The following is an 18,482-nucleotide window of genomic DNA, read 5'->3' on the forward strand; positions in this document are numbered from 1 at the left end:
ACTGCACATTAAATCTTCGTAATGACGGGTTTTGGCCCTTTTTCGCCTTCGGCATCCTCTATTATCTGGCAAAAGCGCGGCAAGAGGCTGCGAGTTGAGCTAGACTGCGGCAACCGGATAACGGCGTGTCGGATCGAGAGGCCTTTTGTCGATGCGCGGAAAGATCGTATTTGCGTTGGTTGCTGCAGCCTGCGTTGCGGCGGCGGGGCTCTATCTTTCGCCCAGCGCAAGGAGCGGTCTTCAGCAGATTCTGTCGGCGAAGCAGACGGCGGCCGCGGACAAACCCGCTGCAGCGGCAAATGCCGCGCGTTCGACTTCGGTGGTTGCCGCCACCGCTTCGACGGCCGATTTCCCGGTCCGGCGCTATGCCATCGGCTTTGTGTCCTCTCCTGCCGTGGTCAGCATCAACGCGCGGATATCGAGTCAGATCGTCGCAATCGCGGTCAAGGACGGACAGATGGTGAAGGCCGGAGACCTTCTGTTCTCGCTGGACGATCGCTCGTTGAAGGCGCAACTGGCACGCGATCAGGCGACGCTCGCGAAAGACCAGGCGCTGCTTGCCAGTGCGACGGCCGATCTTCAGCGCGCCAAAAATCTCGTCGCCAGGCAGGCCGGGACACAGCAGACCTACGATCAGGCCGTCGCGGCGCAGAAATCTGCCGCGGCCACCGTCGACGCCGACAAGGCAACGATCGATGCTGACCAAATCCAGCTTGGCTTCGCCACGATCAAAGCGCCGATCTCCGGCAGGCTTGGGGCCGTCAGCGTCGCGGTGGGCGACCTCGTCACCACCAGCAACGGCAGCAGCACGTCGACCCCGCTGGTGACAATCACGCAGATCGACCCGCTGCAGGTGAACTTCAATCTTCCGGAAAGCGATCTTGCCTTGCTGCACAAGGCGCTGGCGGCGCCGCAGCAAGGTGCGGTAACGCTGACCAAGGACGGTGGCCCGAAGCCGATCGGCAAGGGAACGCTGGATTTCGTCGATTCCAGCGTGGACACGGCGTCCGGCACGATCGCAACGCGGGCCAGCGTGCCCAACGCCGATCTTTCGCTGTGGCCGGGCCAATATGTCAACGTTGTGCTCGAGGCCGGCATCATGCCGCAAATGACGTCGGTTCCGACGGTTGCCGTCCAGCCCAGCCAGAAGGGCCCGTTCGTCTATGTGATCAAGCCGGACAACACCGTTGAAATGCGGCCGGTGCAGGTCGCGCTGACAGAAGGTGCCAACACCGCGATTAGTCAGGGTTTGAAAAGCGGCGAGCGTGTCGTCGTCGAGGGCCAGACCAAGCTGAAAAACGGCGCGGCGGTGCGCGAAGGCAAGGCTTCCACCGGCACTGGCGATCAGGCGGCTCCGAAGGTTGCCGAGGCTGACCGGACGGGCGGAACACGGCCATGATTTCCGAATTCTGCATCCGCAGGCCCGTCGCCACGCTGCTCATGTCGTTCGCCCTGGTTCTGGGCGGGCTATTTGCTTACAAATTCCTGCCGGTCGCGGCGCTGCCAAGCGCGGAATTCCCGGTTGTCAACGTCTCGGCCTCGCTGCCCGGAGCCTCGCCGGAAACCATGGCGACCTCGGTGGCAACGCCGCTGATCAAACAGTTTGCCACTATCGCAGGCATCGATTCGATCTCGACGACCAACTCGCTCGGCTCGACCTCGATCGCCATTCAGTTCGTGCTTAACCGCGACATAGACGCCGCCGCCGCCGATGTGCAGGCGGCGATCGCACGCACGCAACGACAATTGCCGCCGGAGATGACCAGCCCGCCGAGCTATCGCAAGGTCAATCCAGCCGACGCGCCGATCCTGCTGATGTCGCTGGTCAGCGACACCATTCCGCTGACCGATCTCGATGCCTTTGCCGAGAATGTGATCTCGCCGTCGCTGTCGACGATCGACGGCGTTGCGCAGGTTTCGATCTATGGCCAGCAGAAATACGCCGTGCGCGTCCAGATCGATCCGACGGCGCTCGCCGCTCGCGGCATCTCGATCGACCAGTTGCAGACGGCCATCGCCTCGGCTAACAGCAACACACCGCTCGGCGTGCTCAAGAACAACAAACAGCAACTGACCATCACCGCGAACACGCAGCTCACCAATGCGGCGGGGTTCTCCAACATCATCATCGCCACCAAGAACGGCCATCCGGTGCGGCTCGGCGAGGTGACCCGCGTCATCGATTCGGTCGAAACCACGACGACGGCAAGCTGGTACGACGGCACCCGCGCCATCATCATGGCGGTGCAGCGCCAGCCGGATGCCAACACCGTCGATGTCGTCGACCGCGTCAAGGCGATGCTGCCTTCCTTCGAGGGTCAGATGCCTGCGGCGGCGAGCATCCAGTTGCTCAACGACCGTTCGACGTCGATCCGCGAGGCGGTCGACGACGTGCAGTTCACGCTGCTGCTCACCATCGCGCTGGTGGTGATGGTGATCTTCCTGTTCCTGCGCCGGGTAACGGCGACGGTCATCCCGGCCGTGGCGGTGCCGATTTCGCTCATCGCAACGCTGGGCGTGATGTACCTGTTCGGCTTTTCCATCGACAACGTCTCATTGATGGGGCTGACGCTGGCGGTCGGTCTTGTCGTCGACGACGCAATCGTCATGCTCGAAAACATTTTCCGCCATATGGAGGAGGACGGGCTCTCTGCCCTCGAGGCGTCGCTCAAGGGCGCCCGCGAAATCGGCTTCACCATCATCTCGATCTCGGTCTCACTGGTCGCCGTGTTTATTCCGGTGCTTTTGATGGGCGGCGTGATCGGGCGCATCTTCAACGAATTCGCAGTGGTGGTGACGGTCGCCATCCTGGCGTCGATGTTTGTCTCGCTGACGTTGACGCCGATGCTGTGCTCGCGGCTGTTGTCGTTATCGAAAGCCGAGCAGAAGGCGGCGCATGGCGAGGACCATAGGCAAAACGTCTTCATGCGGGGCTATGACTGGCTGCTGACATTCTGCCTGCGCCACAATTTCCTGGTTTTCCTTGTCTTCCTGGTAACCGCCGGGCTGTCGGTCTGGCTGATCCAGATTTCGCCGAAGGGCTTCTTCCCGCAGGAGGATATCGGCCAGGTCTCGGTGACGACCATCGCGCGCCAGGATATTTCGTTTGACGCCATGGTGAAGCTTCAGGGGCAAGTGGCGGATGTCTTCACCCATTCGCCTTACGTCGCGCATGTCGGCTGGTCGGCGGGTAGTGGAAACAATGCGCTCAACCAGGGCCAGCTGTTTGTGCAGCTGAAAGACAAGGACCAGCGACCGAACATCGACAAGGTGCTTTCGGATCTGCGGCGCCAGCTTGCCAATGTGCCCGGCATCGAAACCTACATGCAGCCCGTGCAGAACCTGCGGCTCGGCGCGCGTTCTTCGGCGAGTGCCTACCAGCTTGCCGTGCAGGGCCTCGATACCGGCCTGACGAACGTCTGGGCGCAAAGGCTTACGGACGCGATGGCCGCCGATCATGCCGCCTTCACCGACGTCACCAATGACCTGCAGAACAACGCGCTACAGGCGACGCTGGTGATCGACCGCGACAAGGCATCGACGCTTGGCGTCGATACCGACACGTTGCGTTCCAGCCTCTATGGCGGTTTCGGCACCCAGCAGGTTTCGACCATCTTCGGTTCGGCCGACAGCTATAAAGTGGTCATGGAGCTCGACCCGAAGATCGAGTGGTCGCCCGAACGGATGCTGGCGATCAAGGTGAGAACGGCGAGCGGCAGCCTGGTGCCGCTCGGCGCGTTCGCGCGTGTCGATCGGACCGCCGGTACCCTGACCGTTAATCAGCTTGGCCAGCTTCCGGCAGTGACCATCTCCTACAATCTGCCGCAAGGCGTGGCCCTCGGCGACAGCGTGAGCCATATCAATGCGCTGAAGGAAAAGATCGGCATGCCGCCGACGATCTCGACCACTTTCTCGGGCACGGCGAAGACCTTCCAGGATTCGCTTTCCAACCAGGGACTGCTGATCGGCGGCGCGATCCTGACCATCTATATCGTGCTCGGCATGCTCTATGAGAGCTTCATCCACCCGCTCACCATCCTGACCGGGCTTCCGTCGGCGGTGCTTGGCGCGCTGGTGGCACTGCGGTTGGCGGGGATGGATTTGTCGGTGATCGCTGTGATCGGCATCCTGATGCTGATCGGCATCGTCAAGAAGAACGGCATCATGATGATCGACGTGGCGCTAGAGCTCAGGCGCGAGGGGATGTCGCCCGTCGAATCCATCCACAAGGCCTGCCTGATGCGCTTCCGGCCGATCATGATGACCACGCTTGCCGCGCTGATGGGCACCATCCCGATCGCGCTCGGCACCGGTGCCAGTGCGGAACTGCGCCAGCCTCTTGGCGTGGCGGTGGTCGGCGGTCTCGTCGCTTCGCAGGCACTGACGCTGTTCGTCACGCCCGTCATTTACGTCTACATGGAGCATTTTTCCGGCTGGCTCGTCAGGTTGTGGGCGCGGCGCCGGGGCGAGCCGAGCCCGGTCGAAGTGGTCGACCAGCCGTCACTGTTCGACGAGGAGGAAGAACCGGTGCCGCAGAAGGCGGCAGCCGAATAGCGCTGGCCCAAGCCGTGGTGCTTGCGGCCGGGGGCCCGCGATCGTAATTTGACGTCATGCCGCATGACCATGACCACGACAACGAGCTTGATGCTTTTGCGGCGCGTGTGCGCGCACTGGAGACGATTCTAACCCGCAAAGGCCTGATCGATCCGGCGGCGATCGATGTCATCGTCGACACCTACGAGACCAAGATCGGGCCGCGCAACGGCGCAAAGGTGGTGGCGAAGGCTTGGGTTGATCCCGGGTTTGCCGCATGGCTGAAGCGTGATGCGACGGCGGCCATCGAATCGCTCGGCTACACCGGCCGGCAAGGCGAGCACATGCAGGCGGTGTTCAATACGGCCGACACGCACAACCTCGTCGTCTGCACGCTATGCTCCTGCTATCCGTGGTCGGTGCTTGGCCTGCCGCCAGTCTGGTACAAGGCGCCGCCCTACCGTTCGCGCGCAGTGATCGATCCGCGCGGCGTGCTCGAGGAATTCGGCCTGACCTTGCCGGCGACGACGACAATCCGGGTGTGGGATTCGACCGCCGAGCTGCGCTATCTGGTGGTGCCTATGCGCCCCCGGGGTACGGAGGGCTGGGATGAGGCACGGCTCGCCGATCTGGTGACGCGCGATGCCATGATCGGCACGGCGTTGGCGCGGGAGCCGGCATGAACGGGCCGCAGGATCTCGGCGGCCAGATGGGTTTCGGGCCGGTCGCGCCCGAACCGGACGAACCCTATTTCCATGCCGATTGGGAAAGGCGGGCGCTGGGCGTAACGTTGTGCGCCGGCGCCTTGGGCGCCTGGACCATCGACGAGAGTCGGCACGCGCGGGAATCGCTGCATCCAGCGGACTATTATGCCTCCAGCTACTACCAGATATGGATCAAGGCGCTGGAGGTGCTGCTCAAACGCCACGGTTTCGTCAGCGACCGCGACCTGGCTACGGGCGACGCAGTCGACCCCGCAGCGACACCCAAACGGGTGCTGAAGGCTAAGGATGTTCCGGCGGTGCTGGCCAAGGGCGGGCCCTGCGACCGGCCTGTCGCCGCCCCGCGGCGGTTCAAGGCGGGCGACCTCGTGCGAACCAAGAATTTTCATCCGACCGGCCATACCAGGCTGCCGCGCTATGCCCGCGGCAAGCGAGGCGTCGTCGAGGCCGTGCGCGACGGCTTTGTCTTTCCCGACACCAATGCGCACGGCCAGGGCGAAAACCCGCAATGGGTCTATACCGTGGCCTTCACCGGCGGCGAAATCTGGGGCGAGGGCGCCGACCCGACACTTGTTGTGTCGATCGATGCCTGGGAGAGCTACCTTGAGCCGGCGTGAGACGGGCTCAGTCGCCGCCATGCTGCCCGCCGGTTTCGAGGCGCCGGTTTTCGCCGAGCCGTGGCAAGCAGAGGCCTTTGCCATGACGGTGGCACTGCACGATAACGGGCTGTTTTCGTGGAGTGAATGGGCGGATGCTTTGTCGGCAGAGGTGAAGCGGCCGGGCGCCGCGCGCGACGGTCACGATTACTACGAGCACTGGCTGGTGGCGCTGGAAAAGCTGCTTGCTTCGAAAGGTCTGGCCGCGAAGACCGATGTGGACGCGATCGCCGCTGCCTGGGAGCGCGCCGCGCACGCAACGCCGCATGGCAAGCCGATCCTTCTGGAGAACGATCCACAGCAGGCTGTGTAAGCTGCGGTCGCGTGGTCTTGTTCTCTTTACGTTCCTGTTCGTCACTGATAGCCTGACCCTGTCGCAGCGGCGTAATTGCCGGCGATGAAAATTGATGGTGACGGCAGTCACCTTGTCTTTCCCTCGCGAATCCGGTCTGTCGCGCTGATGGAATTCTCTCCTCAACAGGACGAGGCGCTGAAGGCGGTGGCCGGCTGGCTGAAAGCCGGCAAGCCGCAGCTGTTCAGGCTGTTCGGCTATGCCGGCACCGGCAAGACGACGCTGGCGCGCTATTTCGCCGAGCATGTCGACGGCCAGGTGCAGTTCGCCGCGTTTACAGGCAAGGCGGCGCAGGTGCTGCGTTCCAAAGGCGCGGTCAATGCCCGTACCATCCATTCGCTGATCTACCGGCCGAAGGGCGAAGAATCGGTAGCGGACGAGGTGACCGGCAAGACATCGATGTCGCCGACATTTTCGCTTAACCGGCAAAGCCCGATCTCGCGGGCCAAGCTCGTCGTCATCGACGAATGCTCAATGGTCGACGAGCAACTCGGCCGTGACCTGATGAGCTTCGGCACGCCGATCCTGGTGCTCGGCGATCCCGGCCAGTTGCCGCCAATCTCCGGCGGCGGCTTCTTCACCGACCATGAGCCGGATATTCTGCTCACCGAAATCCATCGCCAGGCGCGAGACAACCCGATCATCCGGCTTGCGCTTGACGTGCGCGAGGGCCGCGAGTTCATGCGCGGCGACTATGGCGCGGCGCAAGTGATCGGCAAGGAAGACGTCACCCAGGAACTGGTGCTGAAGGCGGACCAGGTGCTGGTCGGCACCAATCGTACGCGCCGCCGTTACAACCAGCGGCTGCGCGAGCTGAAGGGGTTCAACGCCGATTATCCGCAAGCCGGCGACAAGCTGGTCTGCCTGCGCAACGATCCGGCCAAGGGACTGCTCAACGGCTCGCTGTGGAAGGTGATGACCTCGTCGCGCGAGACGGTCAAGCCCGGCATCAATCTGCTGGTTTCGCCGGAGGAAGACGACCCGGATCGCGGCGTCGCCAAGATCAAGCTGCTCAAGGCTGCATTCGAAGATCCCGACGCCGACATTCCCTGGCAGCAGAAGAAACGGTTCGACGATTTCGACTATGGCTACGCGCTGACCGTGCACAAGGCGCAGGGCTCGCAGTGGAACGAGATCGTGCTTTTCGACGAAAGCTGGGCATTCAAGGAAACCCGGCAGCGTTGGCTCTACACCGCCATCACGCGCGCGGCCGAACGGCTGACGATCGTCCGATAGGGTGGCGGTATCAGCGCTGGGCGATCGGTCTGGCGCCAAGCCATTCCCAGGCGGCGGCTTCGTCCTTGGCCCCGAAATGCCGGAGTTCGATAGGCAAAGAGGCGGGCAAAAAGGCTCTTGCCTCCGCTATCCAGTTCGGCTCGCCCACCGCCGCGCAGCGGCTGATATGCTCCACCGCATGAGCTATGCCCTGTTCGATCGTCTCGTCCGATACATCGGTCCAGTCGACACCCTCATGGTCGATCAGGCGCACCAGCACATCGATTTTCGGGTGCAGCGCGTAGGCCGCCTCCAGCAATCCGAACAGGTTTTCAGCGTCGGCCGCGGTGACATGGCCGACGACATCGATGGCGAAGAGATCTTCGCGATCGGTGTCGATGCGGCGGACCGCCGGCACGTCGTCGAGAAAATTCAACCGGAAACTCCTTGCGCTCGATTTTCTTCGTTCCCATTGGAACACCTGAAACCCTCTGTCTGTTCCCCGTAAAGACGGTATAGATGCGCGCCGAGATCAGCCTGGAACCGTGCAAATGCCTGCAAAGCTTTCCGTCAACCTCAACGCCATCGCCATGCTGCGCAACCGGCGGGACCTGCCGTGGCCAAGCGTGACGGGGCTCGGACGCATCGCCCTTGCCGCCGGAGCGCACGGGCTGACGGTGCACCCGCGACCCGACGAGCGGCACACCAGGCATTCCGATCTGCCTGAGATCAGGGCGCTGATCGACGACGAGTTCCCGAATGCGGAATTCAACATCGAGGGCTATCCGACCGAGGAGTTCCTGGCGCTTGTGGAAAAGCATCAGCCGGAACAGGTGACGCTGGTGCCCGACGACCCGGCGCAGGCGACTTCCGACCATGGCTGGAACTTCGCCGCCGAGGCTGCGTTCCTGACACCGGTCGTCAAGCGCCTGAAGAAGGGAGGCTTTCGCGTGTCACTATTCTCCGATCCGGATCCCGCTGGCGTGAACGCCGCTCGCGACACCGGCGCCGACCGGATCGAACTCTATACGGGTCCATATGGCAGCTATCATTCCGATTCGGCAAAAGCGGCGAAGGAATTGGAGAAATTGGGAACGACGGCGGACGCCGCACTGGCCGCAGGGCTCCAGGTCAATGCCGGGCACGACCTTGTGGTGGGCAATTTGCCGGCACTGGCCAGGCGCATCCCGGCATTGGCCGAAGTGTCGATCGGACATGGGTTGACAGCCGATGCGTTGGAGTATGGCATGGCCGCAACGGTCAGGCGGTTTCTGAAGGCTTGTGGCTGGTAGAGGAGAGAGGCGAGCCGATGGGCCGTGCGTTCCCGGCATGGCAGCGCGTTCTTTCCATCCCCGCAGCATAGCACCGCACGTCTATGGGAGTGTCGTCCATGGCCCTTGCCAACGCTGGTAGCGAGGCAGAATCCATCGAGCAATCCAGCCACTCCAAGGCCGAGCAGCACAGCACCAGAGTTTTGATGCTGGGCGCGTTGGGCGTGGTTTACGGCGATATCGGCACGAGCCCAATCTACGCGTTTCGGGAAGCGCTGCACGCATCGTCGGGACCGGTAGCGCGCAACGATGTCCTCGGCGTGCTGTCGCTTATCGTTTGGGCGCTAACGATCATCGTCACGATAAAATACGTCGCTTTCGTGCTCAGAGCAGACAACAAGGGTGAGGGCGGCACGCTGTCGCTGATGGCGCTTGCACGCAACGCTTATCCAAAGGGAGCCCGGTTCATTCTGGGGATCGGACTTTGCGGCGCGGCGCTTTTTTTCGGCGACGCCATCATAACGCCGGCCATCTCCGTGCTTTCGGCAGTCGAAGGGCTGGAAGTGGTGACCCCGACGCTCGAAACCTTTGTCGTTCCGATCACCTTGGTCATCCTGGCAATGCTGTTTGCCGTGCAACGCTTCGGCACCAGCAGGGTGGCGGCCGTGTTCGGGCCGGTGACGGCAACGTGGTTCCTGGCCATCGGCGCCGCCGGAGTCTATCATCTGCTGGACGACCCGTCGGTCCTGCTGGCGATCAATCCCTATTACGCAGTCGCTTATCTGGCCAATACGCCCACCGGCGCCTTCGTCACGGTCGGGGCGGTGTTCCTGGCGGTCACCGGGGCCGAGGCGCTTTATGTCGATCTCGGCCATTTCGGGCGCAAGCCGATCGTGCTGGCGTGGTTCTCCGTGGTGTTCCCTTGTTTGCTCCTCAATTATTTCGGACAAGGCGCGTTCGTTCTGGCCAACGGCGGCAAACCCACCAATCCATTCTTCCAGATGCTGCCCGATTGGGCCCTGATGCCTATGGTTGGCCTTGCGACGGCAGCGACGGTGATTGCCAGTCAGGCAGTGATCTCCGGCGCTTTCTCGCTGACCCGCCAGGCGGTGCAGCTCAATCTGCTGCCGCGCATCGAGGTGCAGCATACGTCCGAGATGCAATCCGGCCAGATCTACATGCCGCGGGTCAATCTGGTGGTCGCGCTGGGTGTGATGTTGCTGGTGGTCGGCTTTGGCAGTTCGAGTTCGCTGGCTTCCGCCTATGGCATTTCGGTGACTGGCGAAATGCTTATGACAACCATCCTGCTGTTCGTGGTGATGCGGTTCCGGTGGAAATGGCAGCTTGCGCTGGCGGCGGCGCTCACACTGCTGTTCGGCACGATCGACACCGGATTTTTCCTCGCAAACGTCGTGAAGGTCCTCGAAGGCGGGTGGGTGTCGATCACGGTCGCTTGCGGCATGGGGCTGATCATGTCGACATGGATCCGCGGCACCCGCTATTTGTTCGACAAGACGCGCCGGAACGAGATCCCGCTCGATTTCCTTGCCGGCAATCTGCTGAAGAAGAAGCCGCATCTGGTGTCGGGCACCGCGGTGTTCCTGACCAGCGATCCGCTGAGCGCGCCGACCGCCCTGATGCACAGCCTGAAGCACTACAAGGTGCTGCACGAGCAAAACGTCATCCTTTCGGTGGTGACGGCGCCGCAGCCTGTCGTGCCCGACAGCGAGCGCGTCAAGATGGAGACGGTCAACGAACTGTTCATGCGGGTGACGCTGACCTTCGGCTATATGGAGCAGCCCAACATTCCACGTGCGCTGGCGATCTGTCGCAAGCAGGGTTGGAAGTTCGACATCATGACGACATCCTTCTTCCTGTCGCGCCGTTCGCTCAAGGCCTCGCCCAATTCCGGCATGCCGGTCTGGCAGGATAAGCTGTTCATCGGGTTGGCGCGCTCGGCGGCCGACGCAACGGAATATTTCCAGATCCCGACCGGACGTGTGGTTGAGATCGGGACGCAGGTGGCTATTTAAAAACGTGTCCGTTGCGACATTCCAGGTGGTCTGCCGATGGGACTGAGTCTGCCAAGTCTGGAGGACTCGCAATATCGGGACGGAGCCATTACGTGACGGCACTTGATATTGCAGTGCAGCAAGCGTAGAGCACCGCCCGCTTACCGGAGTGTCGTCCATGGCCCTTACCAATGCTGGTAACGAGGCAGAACCTATCGAACAATCGAGCCATTCTGAGGTCGAGCAGCACAGCACCAAGGTGCTGATGCTGGGCGCGCTCGGCGTGGTTTACGGCGATATCGGCACCAGCCCGATCTATGCATTTCGCGAGGCGTTGCATGCATCGGCCGGTGGTAACGTCGCCAACCGTGGCGACATCCTCGGCGTGTTGTCGCTGATCATCTGGTCGCTGACGGTCACCGTCACCATCAAATACATCATGTTCGTGCTCCGCGCCGACAATCGCGGCGAGGGCGGGGTGCTGTCGCTGATGGCGCTGGCGCGCAACAGTTTCCCGACGCGCTCGGCGGTGATCCTCGGCATCGGCATCGTCGGTGCGGCGCTTTTTTTCGGCGACGCAGTCATTACGCCGGCGATCTCGGTGCTATCGGCGGTCGAAGGTATGAATGTCGTCACGCCGACATTCCAGCCCTATGTGGTGCCGCTGACACTGGCCATCTTGGCGATCCTATTTGCGGTACAGCGATTCGGCACCGGCGGCGTAGGTTTGGTGTTCGGGCCAGTCACGGCGCTGTGGTTCCTGGCCATCGGCCTTTCCGGCATTAACCACATCATCGCCGATCCGGAAATCCTGCTGGCGATCAGCCCGCATTATATCGTGTCGTTCCTGGTCAACTCGCCCGATGTCGCCTTCGTCACGGTTGGTGCGGTCTTCCTCGCCGTCACCGGCGCCGAGGCGCTCTATGCCGACCTCGGCCATTTTGGCCGCAAGCCGATCGTGCTCGCCTGGCTGGCAATCGTGTTCCCTTGTCTGTTGCTCAACTATGTCGGGCAAGGCGCCTTCGTGCTGGCAAATGGCGGCGTTGTCGGTCATCCATTCTTCGAGATGAACCAGGGCTGGACGCTTATTCCAATGGTCGTGCTGGCGACGGCGGCGACCGTGATCGCCAGCCAGGCGGTGATCTCCGGCGCTTTTTCGCTGACCAGACAGGCGGTGCAGCTCAATATGCTGCCGCGTTTCGTTATCCAGCACACGTCGGAAAAACAGTCGGGCCAGATCTATCTGCCGCGCATCAACCTGATGCTGGCGCTGGTGGTGATGTTGCTGGTGGTCGGCTTCGGCGAATCCAGCCGCCTGGCCTCGGCCTACGGTATTTCGGTGACCGGCAACATGCTGGTGACGAATATACTGCTTTTTGTTGTGATGACGCGCATCTGGAAATGGCCGCTCGGCGTCGCGATCGCGTTGATGGCGGTGTTCGCCTTCGTCGATACCGGCTTCTTTGCCGCCAACATAGTCAAGGTATTTGAAGGTGGCTGGTCCTCGCTGGCCATCGCCGCAGTTATCGTGATGACCATGTGGACCTGGATCCGCGGCAGCCGCTATTTGTTCGACAAGACGCGCCGGAACGAGATTCCGCTCGATTTCCTCGCCGGCAATCTGCTGAAGAAGAAGCCGCATCTGGTGTCGGGCACCGCGGTGTTCCTGACCAGCGATCCGCTGAGCGCGCCGACCGCCCTGATGCACAGCCTGAAGCACTACAAGGTGCTGCACGAGCAAAACGTCATCCTTTCGGTGGTGACGGCGCCGCAGCCTGTCGTGCCCGACAGCGAGCGCGTCAAGATGGAGACGGTCAACGAACTGTTCATGCGGGTGACGCTGACCTTCGGCTATATGGAGCAGCCCAACATCCCACGCGCGCTGGCGATCTGCCGCAAACAGGGCTGGAAGTTCGACATCATGACGACCTCCTTCTTCCTGTCGCGGCGCTCGCTCAAGGCCTCGCCCAATTCGGGCATGCCGGTCTGGCAGGACAAGCTGTTCATCGGGTTGGCACGCACGGCGGCCGACGCAACGGAATATTTCCAGATCCCGACCGGACGTGTCGTCGAGATCGGGACGCAGGTGGCTATCTGAACAATGACCGTGCCCCTTGAAGGGCACGGCCATTTGTCAGGCTCAGCTCACCAGAGCCGCCTTGTTTGCTTCAAGAAATTGCTTTAGCGGCTGCGGCTTCCTGCCGGACAGCGTCTCGACCGCGTCGGTCACCATGCTGATGCGGCCGGAGCGGGTGTTGGTGTCGAAGGAAACGATAACAGGGGCGAAAGCCTCGGGAACGCCGGCTGCCTTCAATCCCTCGGTCAGCGCTTCATCCGAAAGCTGGACGACTTCGATCGGCTTGCCGGTGACCTCGGTGACGAGGGCTGCAATCTCGGCCATCGTGTGGGCCTTGGGCCCGGTCAGCGTGTATGTCGTGCTTTCGGCTGCGCTCGAAGCGAGGCCGGCGGCGATCGCGGCAGCCATATCGTCGCGCGCGCCATGGGCAATGCGGCCGTCTCCAGCGGATGTGTACCAGTGCCCCGAGGCGATCGCGTGCGGGAGCGCCATGAACAGGTTCTCCTGGTACCAGCCGTTACGGAAGATGGTGTAGGGAATACCGCTCGCCTTGATCGCCTGCTCGGTGCCGTGGTGATCGGGCGCAAACAGCACCGGCGATCCCGGCTCCGGGTTGGGCATCGATGTGTAGAGCAGATGCGAAACGCCCGCGCTCTTTGCGGCGGCGACCGCGGCCTCATGTTGCTTCAGGCGCTTGCCCGGAAGGGCGAGCTCGTTCGTCGAAATGATCAGAACCCTGTCGGCGCCGGTAAATGCACTGGCCAACGATGCGGTGTCGTCGAAGTCGACCGTCCTGATGGTGACGCCTCGGGCTGCCAGATCGGCCAGATTTTCCGGATTGCGGGTAGCGGCGATGACGCGCTGAGGCGAGACCTTGAGCGTGTCAAGCAGATGATTGATGACGCCGCGGCCAAGCTGGCCGGAGGCGCCGGTGACAAGAAGGGTGTCGGTCATGAAAGGTCCTGACGTTGCGCCGAAGCGGCGGGTTCATATGTTAGTCTCAAAAAGAGACCAGCACTAAAATAGGAATTGACCCATCCTCGTAAAGAAGGCAGTTTTGCGGGAGGTAGGCACACCCAGGGAACCAGCCATGGACGGCAAGATCGTCAATTGCCTCGTGCCCGATATTTCACAGCGCATGCTCACCCAGACGCTGCACGATCTGCAGCGCGACGGCTATGTGCATCGCCAGGTCTTTCCGACCAAACCGCCGAGCGTCGAATACAGCCTCACCGATCTCGGGCGCTCGATGTTTGGACCCTTGCATCAGCTGATCCAATGGGCCGAGCTCAATCACGGCGCTGTACGCGAGGCGCGGAAGGTTTTCGATGCTGCCGAGGGCTGAAGCCGAAAAGCCGAAGACAACGACCTGACCAGAAACAGTGCCGGGTGGCGAGGCTGACACAGATTCCCCCGCAGCTTGTTGCCGCGACGGTGATCGCGTGGCCGATCCGTTCAAGCCGATCGGGCTTGCGGAAGCGCTATGGTCGAATCGCCTTGGCGGATGATTTCCGAAAGGTGCGAACCCTTAGCCTGCAAGAATGCATGGAGGCGTTGCGCATAATCGGGAGCGACCGCGTTCTTCACGGATGAGCGTTCGTGCAGTGCCTTGCGCCAAGCCTCGACATGCGGCTTTCCGTCCAGGATGCCGAAATCGCCGATCCGGTCAAAGACGTCGAAATAGCGGAAAATCGGCCCGTAGACCGCGTCGACCAGCGAAAAGCGCTCGCCGGCGAACCATGGCCCGGCCGCGCCGTTCGCCAGTTCCACTTCCAGGCGATCGAACATTGCCGACAGAGCCCCGCTTTCGGCGAGGAAGGCGCTTTCGGTCGGCGCTGAATAGAAGCGGCCGATGGCGCTGAGGATTGCCGAGCCGAACTCGATCCAGGCGCGATGCCGGGCACGAACATAGGGATCGGCAGGATGAAGCGGATTGGGCTGGGTTTCCTCGAGGAGTTCGAGGATAACCGCCGATTCGAAGATCACCGTCTCCTGACCGTCATGCTCAACGCGGAGCAGCGGCACCTTGCCGAGCGGCGATATCGCTTTGAACCAGGCAGGCTTGTTGGCGAGATCGACGGCGATGCGCTCGAACGGCACGCCCTTTTCGCGAAGCGAAATCGCCGCGCGCTGCACATAGGGGCAAAGATGATGGCTGACGAGAGTGAGCTTGTCGGTCATCTCACTCTCCCCAGACATAGTTCAAGACGCCGTCCTCGACGCGGGTGGAGAGGAACATCAGGCGGGAGCCCTTCGGCGCCGGGCCTTCGAGGCGATCACCGTTTGCCATGTCGAACGAGGCGCCGTGCCACTGGCAGACGAGCTTGCCGTCCTTGCAGTCGAGCGGGCCACCGAAATGCAGGCAGACGTTGGCGGCGGCGCGGATACGCTCGCCGCTGCGGTAGACATGGACCTCGCGGCCGAAAAACGGAGCGATGAGGCTGCCTGTTTCCGGAATGTCGGCGATCTTGCAGATTTCATGCTTCATCGGTATTGCCTCTCGTGATTGATGCGATTGCATCTATCTAGATGCATTTGCATTGATCGTCAAGCTTGATGCAATTGCATCTATCGCTTACGATGCAATCATGACCGGGATTCCTTCACCTCCAGCCATCAAGGCCTGGGCCCGCCTGATGCGAGTTTCGCGCCAGTTGTTGGAACGAGCCGAGGACGCGCTGAAGGACAGTGGCCTGCCGCCGCTTGCCTGGTACGACGTCCTGCATGAGCTTGCCGAGGCGGGCGAGGGCGGATTGCGGCCGTTCCAACTCACAGAGCGCACGCTGTTTGCGCAGTACAACATCTCCCGGCTGCTGGCGCGGCTCGAAGCCGACGGGCAGGTCGAGAAGCTTCCAGTTGCCGATGACGGCCGCGGGCAAACAGTCCGCGTCACAGACAAGGGACGCGAGACGCGCCGCCGCATGTGGGCTGTCTACGGCCGGTCAATCGCGGAGTTGGTCGGCTCACGGCTTTCCAATGATGAGCTCGATGGGCTGTCAGCTCTGCTTGGGCACCTGCGAGATCCGCCCGCTCCGGAATGACATGCCGAAGATGGCGTGGAACCTGCGAGGTCAGGCACTGGCCCAGAGAAATGCCAACGTCGCCAGAACGCCAAGCCCGACGCGGACCAGATGCAGATTGCCCCATTTGACGATCAATGTCCGAGCTTCAGGATTGACGGAGTTCGCGTCCATCGCCTCCAGCAACCTATTTGCCGGCATCATCACCAGCAGCGTCCATGGCCAAGGCAGGATGATCAGCACGGCGCCGACCAGATAAGCGAGATTGCCGGTCAGCCACCACGCGACGAGCCCCAGAATACAGGCGATGACGGCGATCGAGGCCTGCATGGCGGCGCCGCGCTTGTAGGAAGGCTGCCATTCCTGCAGCAATGCCTTGTCATCGAGGCGAAGCCGCGCCGGCTGCTCGGCGACGCTGACGTAGATAGCCGCGCCCGCGAACACTGCGGCAACGGTCAAGGCAAGCAATCCGGTGAGCATGATCCATGTCTCCCGTGATGCCCCGCATGGAGCGCGCTACAGAAATAGGGGCTTGCGCCGGGTCGGGCAATACGCCATAAGCCGAACCGTAACGTACGGTACGCCGTCGATCTCGTATCTGAACTGCGGGTGAGTTTGCCTCTTGAGGAAAGACTGTGTTGCACGCTGTGACCGACATCGACACCAGCGAGGCGCTGACGGAGCGGCAGAAGGACGTGCTCGACGCCGCCCTTCGCCTGCTGGTCGAAGAGGGCGATCAGTTGACCATGACCGCCGTGGCGCGGCGGGCGAGCTGCTCGAAGGAGACGCTCTACAAATGGTTCGGCGATCGCGACGGGCTGTTGACGGCAACGGTACAATGGCAGGCGTCCAAGGTGCGGGTAGTGCCGGTCGACCGCAAAGGGCTCGACCTCGCTTCGCTGACGGCGAGCCTCGAACGCTTCGCTTCGGACTGGCTCAAGGTGATTTCCAGCGATACGTCGATTGCGCTGAACCGGGTGGCGGTCGGCCATGCTAGTTCGGGGAAGGACGATCTTGGCGCCATCGTGCTGGAGAATGGCCGCTTCGCGCTGGCCAGGCGCCTTAAGCCGGTGCTGGAGGCAGGCAAGGAAGCTGGTTTCCTCGAGTTTTCCGACGCTGAGACGGCGTTCCGCACCTTTTTCGGGCTGGTCGCCCGTGACGTGCAGATCCGCCTGCTGCTTGGCGACCGGCTGGAATTGACTGATGCGGCGATCGGCGGCGATGCCGTCCGGGCGACGCAGCAGTTTCTCGCTCTTTACGGGGCAAAAACCGGGCCGCAAGGCCCATAGAGCCGGATGATTTCAGGTCGAATCGACCTGAAATCTGAATCCGGCTCTACACCTAGAGATGGAGCATGATGTCGTCCGAAAACCGCTTCACACCTTTCGGCATCATGCTCTGGTTCAAAACGGGAAGGAAGAAAAATGCGTGTCTATTACGATCGCGATGCCGATCTCAACCTGATCAAGGGCAAGAAGGTCGCCATCATCGGCTATGGCAGCCAGGGCAGGGCGCATGCCCTTAACCTCAAGGATTCCGGCGTCAAGGACATCGCCATCGGCCTCAAGGCCGGCTCGGCGACCGCCAAGAAGGTCGAGGCCGACGGGCTCAAGGTGATGAGCGTAGCCGATGCCGCCAAGTGGGCCGACCTGATGATGATGGCCACGCCCGACGAGCTGCAGGCCGACATCTACAAATCCGAGATCGCGCCAAACATCCGCGATGGCGCGGCAATCGCCTTCGCCCACGGCCTCAACGTGCATTTTGGCCTGATTGAGCCTAAAGCTTCGGTCGACGTCGTGATGATCGCGCCGAAGGGTCCCGGCCATACGGTGCGCGGCGAATACCAGAAGGGCGGCGGCGTGCCGTGCTTGGTCGCGGTCAACCAGGACGCTTCGGGCAATGCGCTCGACCTGGCGCTCTCCTACGCCTGCGGCGTCGGCGGCGGCCGCTCGGGCATTATCGAGACCAATTTCCGCGAGGAGTGCGAGACCGACCTGTTCGGCGAGCAGGTTGTGCTGTGCGGCGGTCTGGTCGAATTGATCCGCGCCGGCTTCGAGACGCTGGTGGAAGCCGGCTACGCGCCGGAAATGGCCTATTTCGAGTGCCTGCACGAGGTCAAGCTGATCGTTGACCTGATCTACGAAGGCGGCATCGCCAACATGAACTATTCGATCTCGAACACCGCTGAATGGGGCGAATACGTCTCGGGCCCGCGCATCATCACCGCCGAGACCAAGGCAGAGATGAAGCGCGTGCTGAAGGATATCCAGACCGGCAAGTTCACCTCGGAATGGATGCAGGAATACCGCGCCGGCATGGCGCGCTTCAAGGGTATCCGCCGCAACAACGACAGCCATCAGATCGAGGAAGTCGGCGCCAAGCTGCGCGCGATGATGCCGTGGATTTCCAAGAACAAGCTGGTCGACAAGGCCAAGAACTGAAGGAAATCCACGTTCGTTTCGTTACGCGTCCTCGGGCTTCGCCCTGCGGGCGCGCGGGAATTTCCAAGAACAAGCTGGTCGACAAGGCCAAGAACTGATCGCAATTTCATTGCCGATCAAGAAAGGCCGGTGGAGCGATCCGCCGGCCTTTTTGCATCAAGATTGTGTGGTTTCCAGGCT

The 18,482-nt window shown here is 62.1% G+C and carries 17 protein-coding genes and 1 pseudogene; 13 read left to right on the forward strand and 5 right to left on the reverse strand.

The window, feature by feature from the left end; translation table 11 throughout:
* The first annotated feature begins 151 nt into the window (after positions 1–151).
* From AC0L2Y_RS15300 to AC0L2Y_RS15325, 6 genes are all read left to right on the forward strand, one after another.
* On the forward strand, positions 152–1,399 hold the full coding sequence (locus AC0L2Y_RS15300) for an efflux RND transporter periplasmic adaptor subunit (protein ID WP_473557390.1): 1,248 nt from the start codon (positions 152–154) through the stop codon (positions 1,397–1,399).
* Positions 1,396–4,554, forward strand: coding sequence for an efflux RND transporter permease subunit (locus tag AC0L2Y_RS15305; RefSeq protein ID WP_473557392.1), 3,159 nt, complete (start codon positions 1,396–1,398; stop codon positions 4,552–4,554). Before AC0L2Y_RS15300 ends, AC0L2Y_RS15305 begins: the two co-directional genes overlap by 4 nt.
* Positions 4,555–4,610: 56 nt before the next feature.
* Positions 4,611–5,216 (forward strand): nitrile hydratase subunit alpha, encoded by a 606-nt coding sequence (nthA, locus tag AC0L2Y_RS15310; RefSeq protein ID WP_352490291.1) that lies wholly within the window; start codon positions 4,611–4,613, stop codon positions 5,214–5,216.
* Complete coding sequence (nthB, locus tag AC0L2Y_RS15315) at positions 5,213–5,872, forward strand: nitrile hydratase subunit beta (RefSeq protein ID WP_473557395.1); 660 nt, start codon at positions 5,213–5,215, stop codon at positions 5,870–5,872. Before nthA ends, nthB begins: the two co-directional genes overlap by 4 nt.
* 19 nt (positions 5,873–5,891) lie before the next feature.
* Positions 5,892–6,224: a nitrile hydratase accessory protein gene (locus AC0L2Y_RS15320; RefSeq protein WP_352490362.1), complete on the forward strand. Its 333-nt coding sequence runs from the start codon at positions 5,892–5,894 to the stop codon at positions 6,222–6,224.
* Between the two features lie 147 nt (positions 6,225–6,371).
* A complete protein-coding gene (locus AC0L2Y_RS15325; protein WP_023720791.1) occupies positions 6,372–7,499 on the forward strand; it encodes an ATP-dependent DNA helicase in 1,128 nt (375 codons plus the stop codon).
* A 10-nt stretch (positions 7,500–7,509) separates the two neighbouring features.
* Here AC0L2Y_RS15325 and AC0L2Y_RS15330 read toward each other — a convergent pair whose 3' ends face one another.
* Positions 7,510–7,914: a SpoIIAA family protein gene (locus AC0L2Y_RS15330; protein ID WP_473557397.1), complete on the reverse strand. Its 405-nt coding sequence runs from the start codon at positions 7,912–7,914 to the stop codon at positions 7,510–7,512.
* Positions 7,915–8,029: 115 nt separating this feature from the next.
* On the opposite strand from AC0L2Y_RS15330, the gene AC0L2Y_RS15335 reads away from it, so the two are divergent.
* The 3 genes from AC0L2Y_RS15335 to AC0L2Y_RS15345 all read left to right on the forward strand — a co-directional run bounded on the left by AC0L2Y_RS15335 (position 8,030) and on the right by AC0L2Y_RS15345 (position 12,859).
* On the forward strand, positions 8,030–8,770 hold the full coding sequence (locus tag AC0L2Y_RS15335) for a pyridoxine 5'-phosphate synthase (RefSeq protein ID WP_473557399.1): 741 nt from the start codon (positions 8,030–8,032) through the stop codon (positions 8,768–8,770).
* Positions 8,771–8,868: 98 nt separating this feature from the next.
* Positions 8,869–10,782: a potassium transporter Kup gene (locus tag AC0L2Y_RS15340; RefSeq protein ID WP_473557402.1), complete on the forward strand. Its 1,914-nt coding sequence runs from the start codon at positions 8,869–8,871 to the stop codon at positions 10,780–10,782.
* 157 nt (positions 10,783–10,939) lie between these two features.
* Positions 10,940–12,859 carry a potassium transporter Kup gene (locus AC0L2Y_RS15345; protein WP_473557404.1) on the forward strand — a complete coding sequence of 640 codons (1,920 nt, stop codon included), beginning with the start codon at positions 10,940–10,942 and terminating at the stop codon, positions 12,857–12,859.
* Between the two features lie 42 nt (positions 12,860–12,901).
* Here the strand turns inward: AC0L2Y_RS15345 and AC0L2Y_RS15350 are convergent, their stop codons facing one another.
* Positions 12,902–13,792: an SDR family oxidoreductase gene (locus AC0L2Y_RS15350; protein ID WP_473557407.1), complete on the reverse strand. Its 891-nt coding sequence runs from the start codon at positions 13,790–13,792 to the stop codon at positions 12,902–12,904.
* Between the two features lie 160 nt (positions 13,793–13,952).
* Between AC0L2Y_RS15350 and AC0L2Y_RS15355 the strand changes: the two are divergent.
* Positions 13,953–14,183 (forward strand): annotated as a pseudogene (locus tag AC0L2Y_RS15355) (winged helix-turn-helix transcriptional regulator); the annotation flags it as partial.
* A gap of 110 nt (positions 14,184–14,293) precedes the next feature.
* On the opposite strand, the gene AC0L2Y_RS15360 reads toward AC0L2Y_RS15355, so the two are convergent.
* Both AC0L2Y_RS15360 and AC0L2Y_RS15365 read right to left on the reverse strand, forming a co-directional pair.
* Complete coding sequence (locus tag AC0L2Y_RS15360) at positions 14,294–15,019, reverse strand: glutathione S-transferase family protein (RefSeq protein ID WP_473557409.1); 726 nt, start codon at positions 15,017–15,019, stop codon at positions 14,294–14,296.
* A 1-nt stretch (position 15,020) separates the two neighbouring features.
* Positions 15,021–15,326 (reverse strand): Rieske (2Fe-2S) protein, encoded by a 306-nt coding sequence (locus tag AC0L2Y_RS15365; protein WP_473557411.1) that lies wholly within the window; start codon positions 15,324–15,326, stop codon positions 15,021–15,023.
* A 100-nt stretch (positions 15,327–15,426) separates the two neighbouring features.
* On the opposite strand from AC0L2Y_RS15365, the gene AC0L2Y_RS15370 reads away from it, so the two are divergent.
* A complete protein-coding gene (locus tag AC0L2Y_RS15370) occupies positions 15,427–15,879 on the forward strand; it encodes a MarR family winged helix-turn-helix transcriptional regulator (RefSeq protein WP_473557414.1) in 453 nt (150 codons plus the stop codon).
* A gap of 30 nt (positions 15,880–15,909) precedes the next feature.
* Here the strand turns inward: AC0L2Y_RS15370 and AC0L2Y_RS15375 are convergent, their stop codons facing one another.
* Positions 15,910–16,338 (reverse strand): anthrone oxygenase family protein, encoded by a 429-nt coding sequence (locus AC0L2Y_RS15375; RefSeq protein WP_473557416.1) that lies wholly within the window; start codon positions 16,336–16,338, stop codon positions 15,910–15,912.
* Positions 16,339–16,493: 155 nt separating this feature from the next.
* Here AC0L2Y_RS15375 and AC0L2Y_RS15380 point away from each other — a divergent pair, with 155 nt between their 5' ends.
* Both AC0L2Y_RS15380 and ilvC read left to right on the forward strand, forming a co-directional pair.
* Complete coding sequence (locus AC0L2Y_RS15380; protein WP_473557417.1) at positions 16,494–17,147, forward strand: TetR/AcrR family transcriptional regulator; 654 nt, start codon at positions 16,494–16,496, stop codon at positions 17,145–17,147.
* A 135-nt stretch (positions 17,148–17,282) separates the two neighbouring features.
* On the forward strand, positions 17,283–18,302 hold the full coding sequence (gene ilvC, locus AC0L2Y_RS15385) for a ketol-acid reductoisomerase (RefSeq protein WP_473557420.1): 1,020 nt from the start codon (positions 17,283–17,285) through the stop codon (positions 18,300–18,302).
* Positions 18,303–18,482 lie beyond the last annotated feature (180 nt).

The organism is Mesorhizobium sp. WSM4830 (assembly GCF_055811495.1).

Coding starts and splice junctions, on each gene's coding strand:
- AC0L2Y_RS15300 (WP_473557390.1), top strand. CDS start 152: ATGCGCGGAAAGATCGTATTTGCGTTGGTTGCTGCAGCCTGCGTTGCG.
- AC0L2Y_RS15325 (WP_023720791.1), top strand. CDS start 6,372: ATGGAATTCTCTCCTCAACAGGACGAGGCGCTGAAGGCGGTGGCCGGC.
- AC0L2Y_RS15375 (WP_473557416.1), bottom strand. CDS start 16,338: ATGCTCACCGGATTGCTTGCCTTGACCGTTGCCGCAGTGTTCGCGGGC.
- AC0L2Y_RS15360 (WP_473557409.1), bottom strand. CDS start 15,019: ATGACCGACAAGCTCACTCTCGTCAGCCATCATCTTTGCCCCTATGTG.
- nthB (WP_473557395.1), top strand. CDS start 5,213: ATGAACGGGCCGCAGGATCTCGGCGGCCAGATGGGTTTCGGGCCGGTC.
- AC0L2Y_RS15370 (WP_473557414.1), top strand. CDS start 15,427: ATGACCGGGATTCCTTCACCTCCAGCCATCAAGGCCTGGGCCCGCCTG.
- AC0L2Y_RS15320 (WP_352490362.1), top strand. CDS start 5,892: ATGCTGCCCGCCGGTTTCGAGGCGCCGGTTTTCGCCGAGCCGTGGCAA.
- AC0L2Y_RS15305 (WP_473557392.1), top strand. CDS start 1,396: ATGATTTCCGAATTCTGCATCCGCAGGCCCGTCGCCACGCTGCTCATG.
- AC0L2Y_RS15345 (WP_473557404.1), top strand. CDS start 10,940: ATGGCCCTTACCAATGCTGGTAACGAGGCAGAACCTATCGAACAATCG.
- AC0L2Y_RS15350 (WP_473557407.1), bottom strand. CDS start 13,792: ATGACCGACACCCTTCTTGTCACCGGCGCCTCCGGCCAGCTTGGCCGC.
- nthA (WP_352490291.1), top strand. CDS start 4,611: ATGCCGCATGACCATGACCACGACAACGAGCTTGATGCTTTTGCGGCG.
- AC0L2Y_RS15365 (WP_473557411.1), bottom strand. CDS start 15,326: ATGAAGCATGAAATCTGCAAGATCGCCGACATTCCGGAAACAGGCAGC.
- AC0L2Y_RS15340 (WP_473557402.1), top strand. CDS start 8,869: ATGGCCCTTGCCAACGCTGGTAGCGAGGCAGAATCCATCGAGCAATCC.
- AC0L2Y_RS15335 (WP_473557399.1), top strand. CDS start 8,030: ATGCCTGCAAAGCTTTCCGTCAACCTCAACGCCATCGCCATGCTGCGC.
- ilvC (WP_473557420.1), top strand. CDS start 17,283: ATGCGTGTCTATTACGATCGCGATGCCGATCTCAACCTGATCAAGGGC.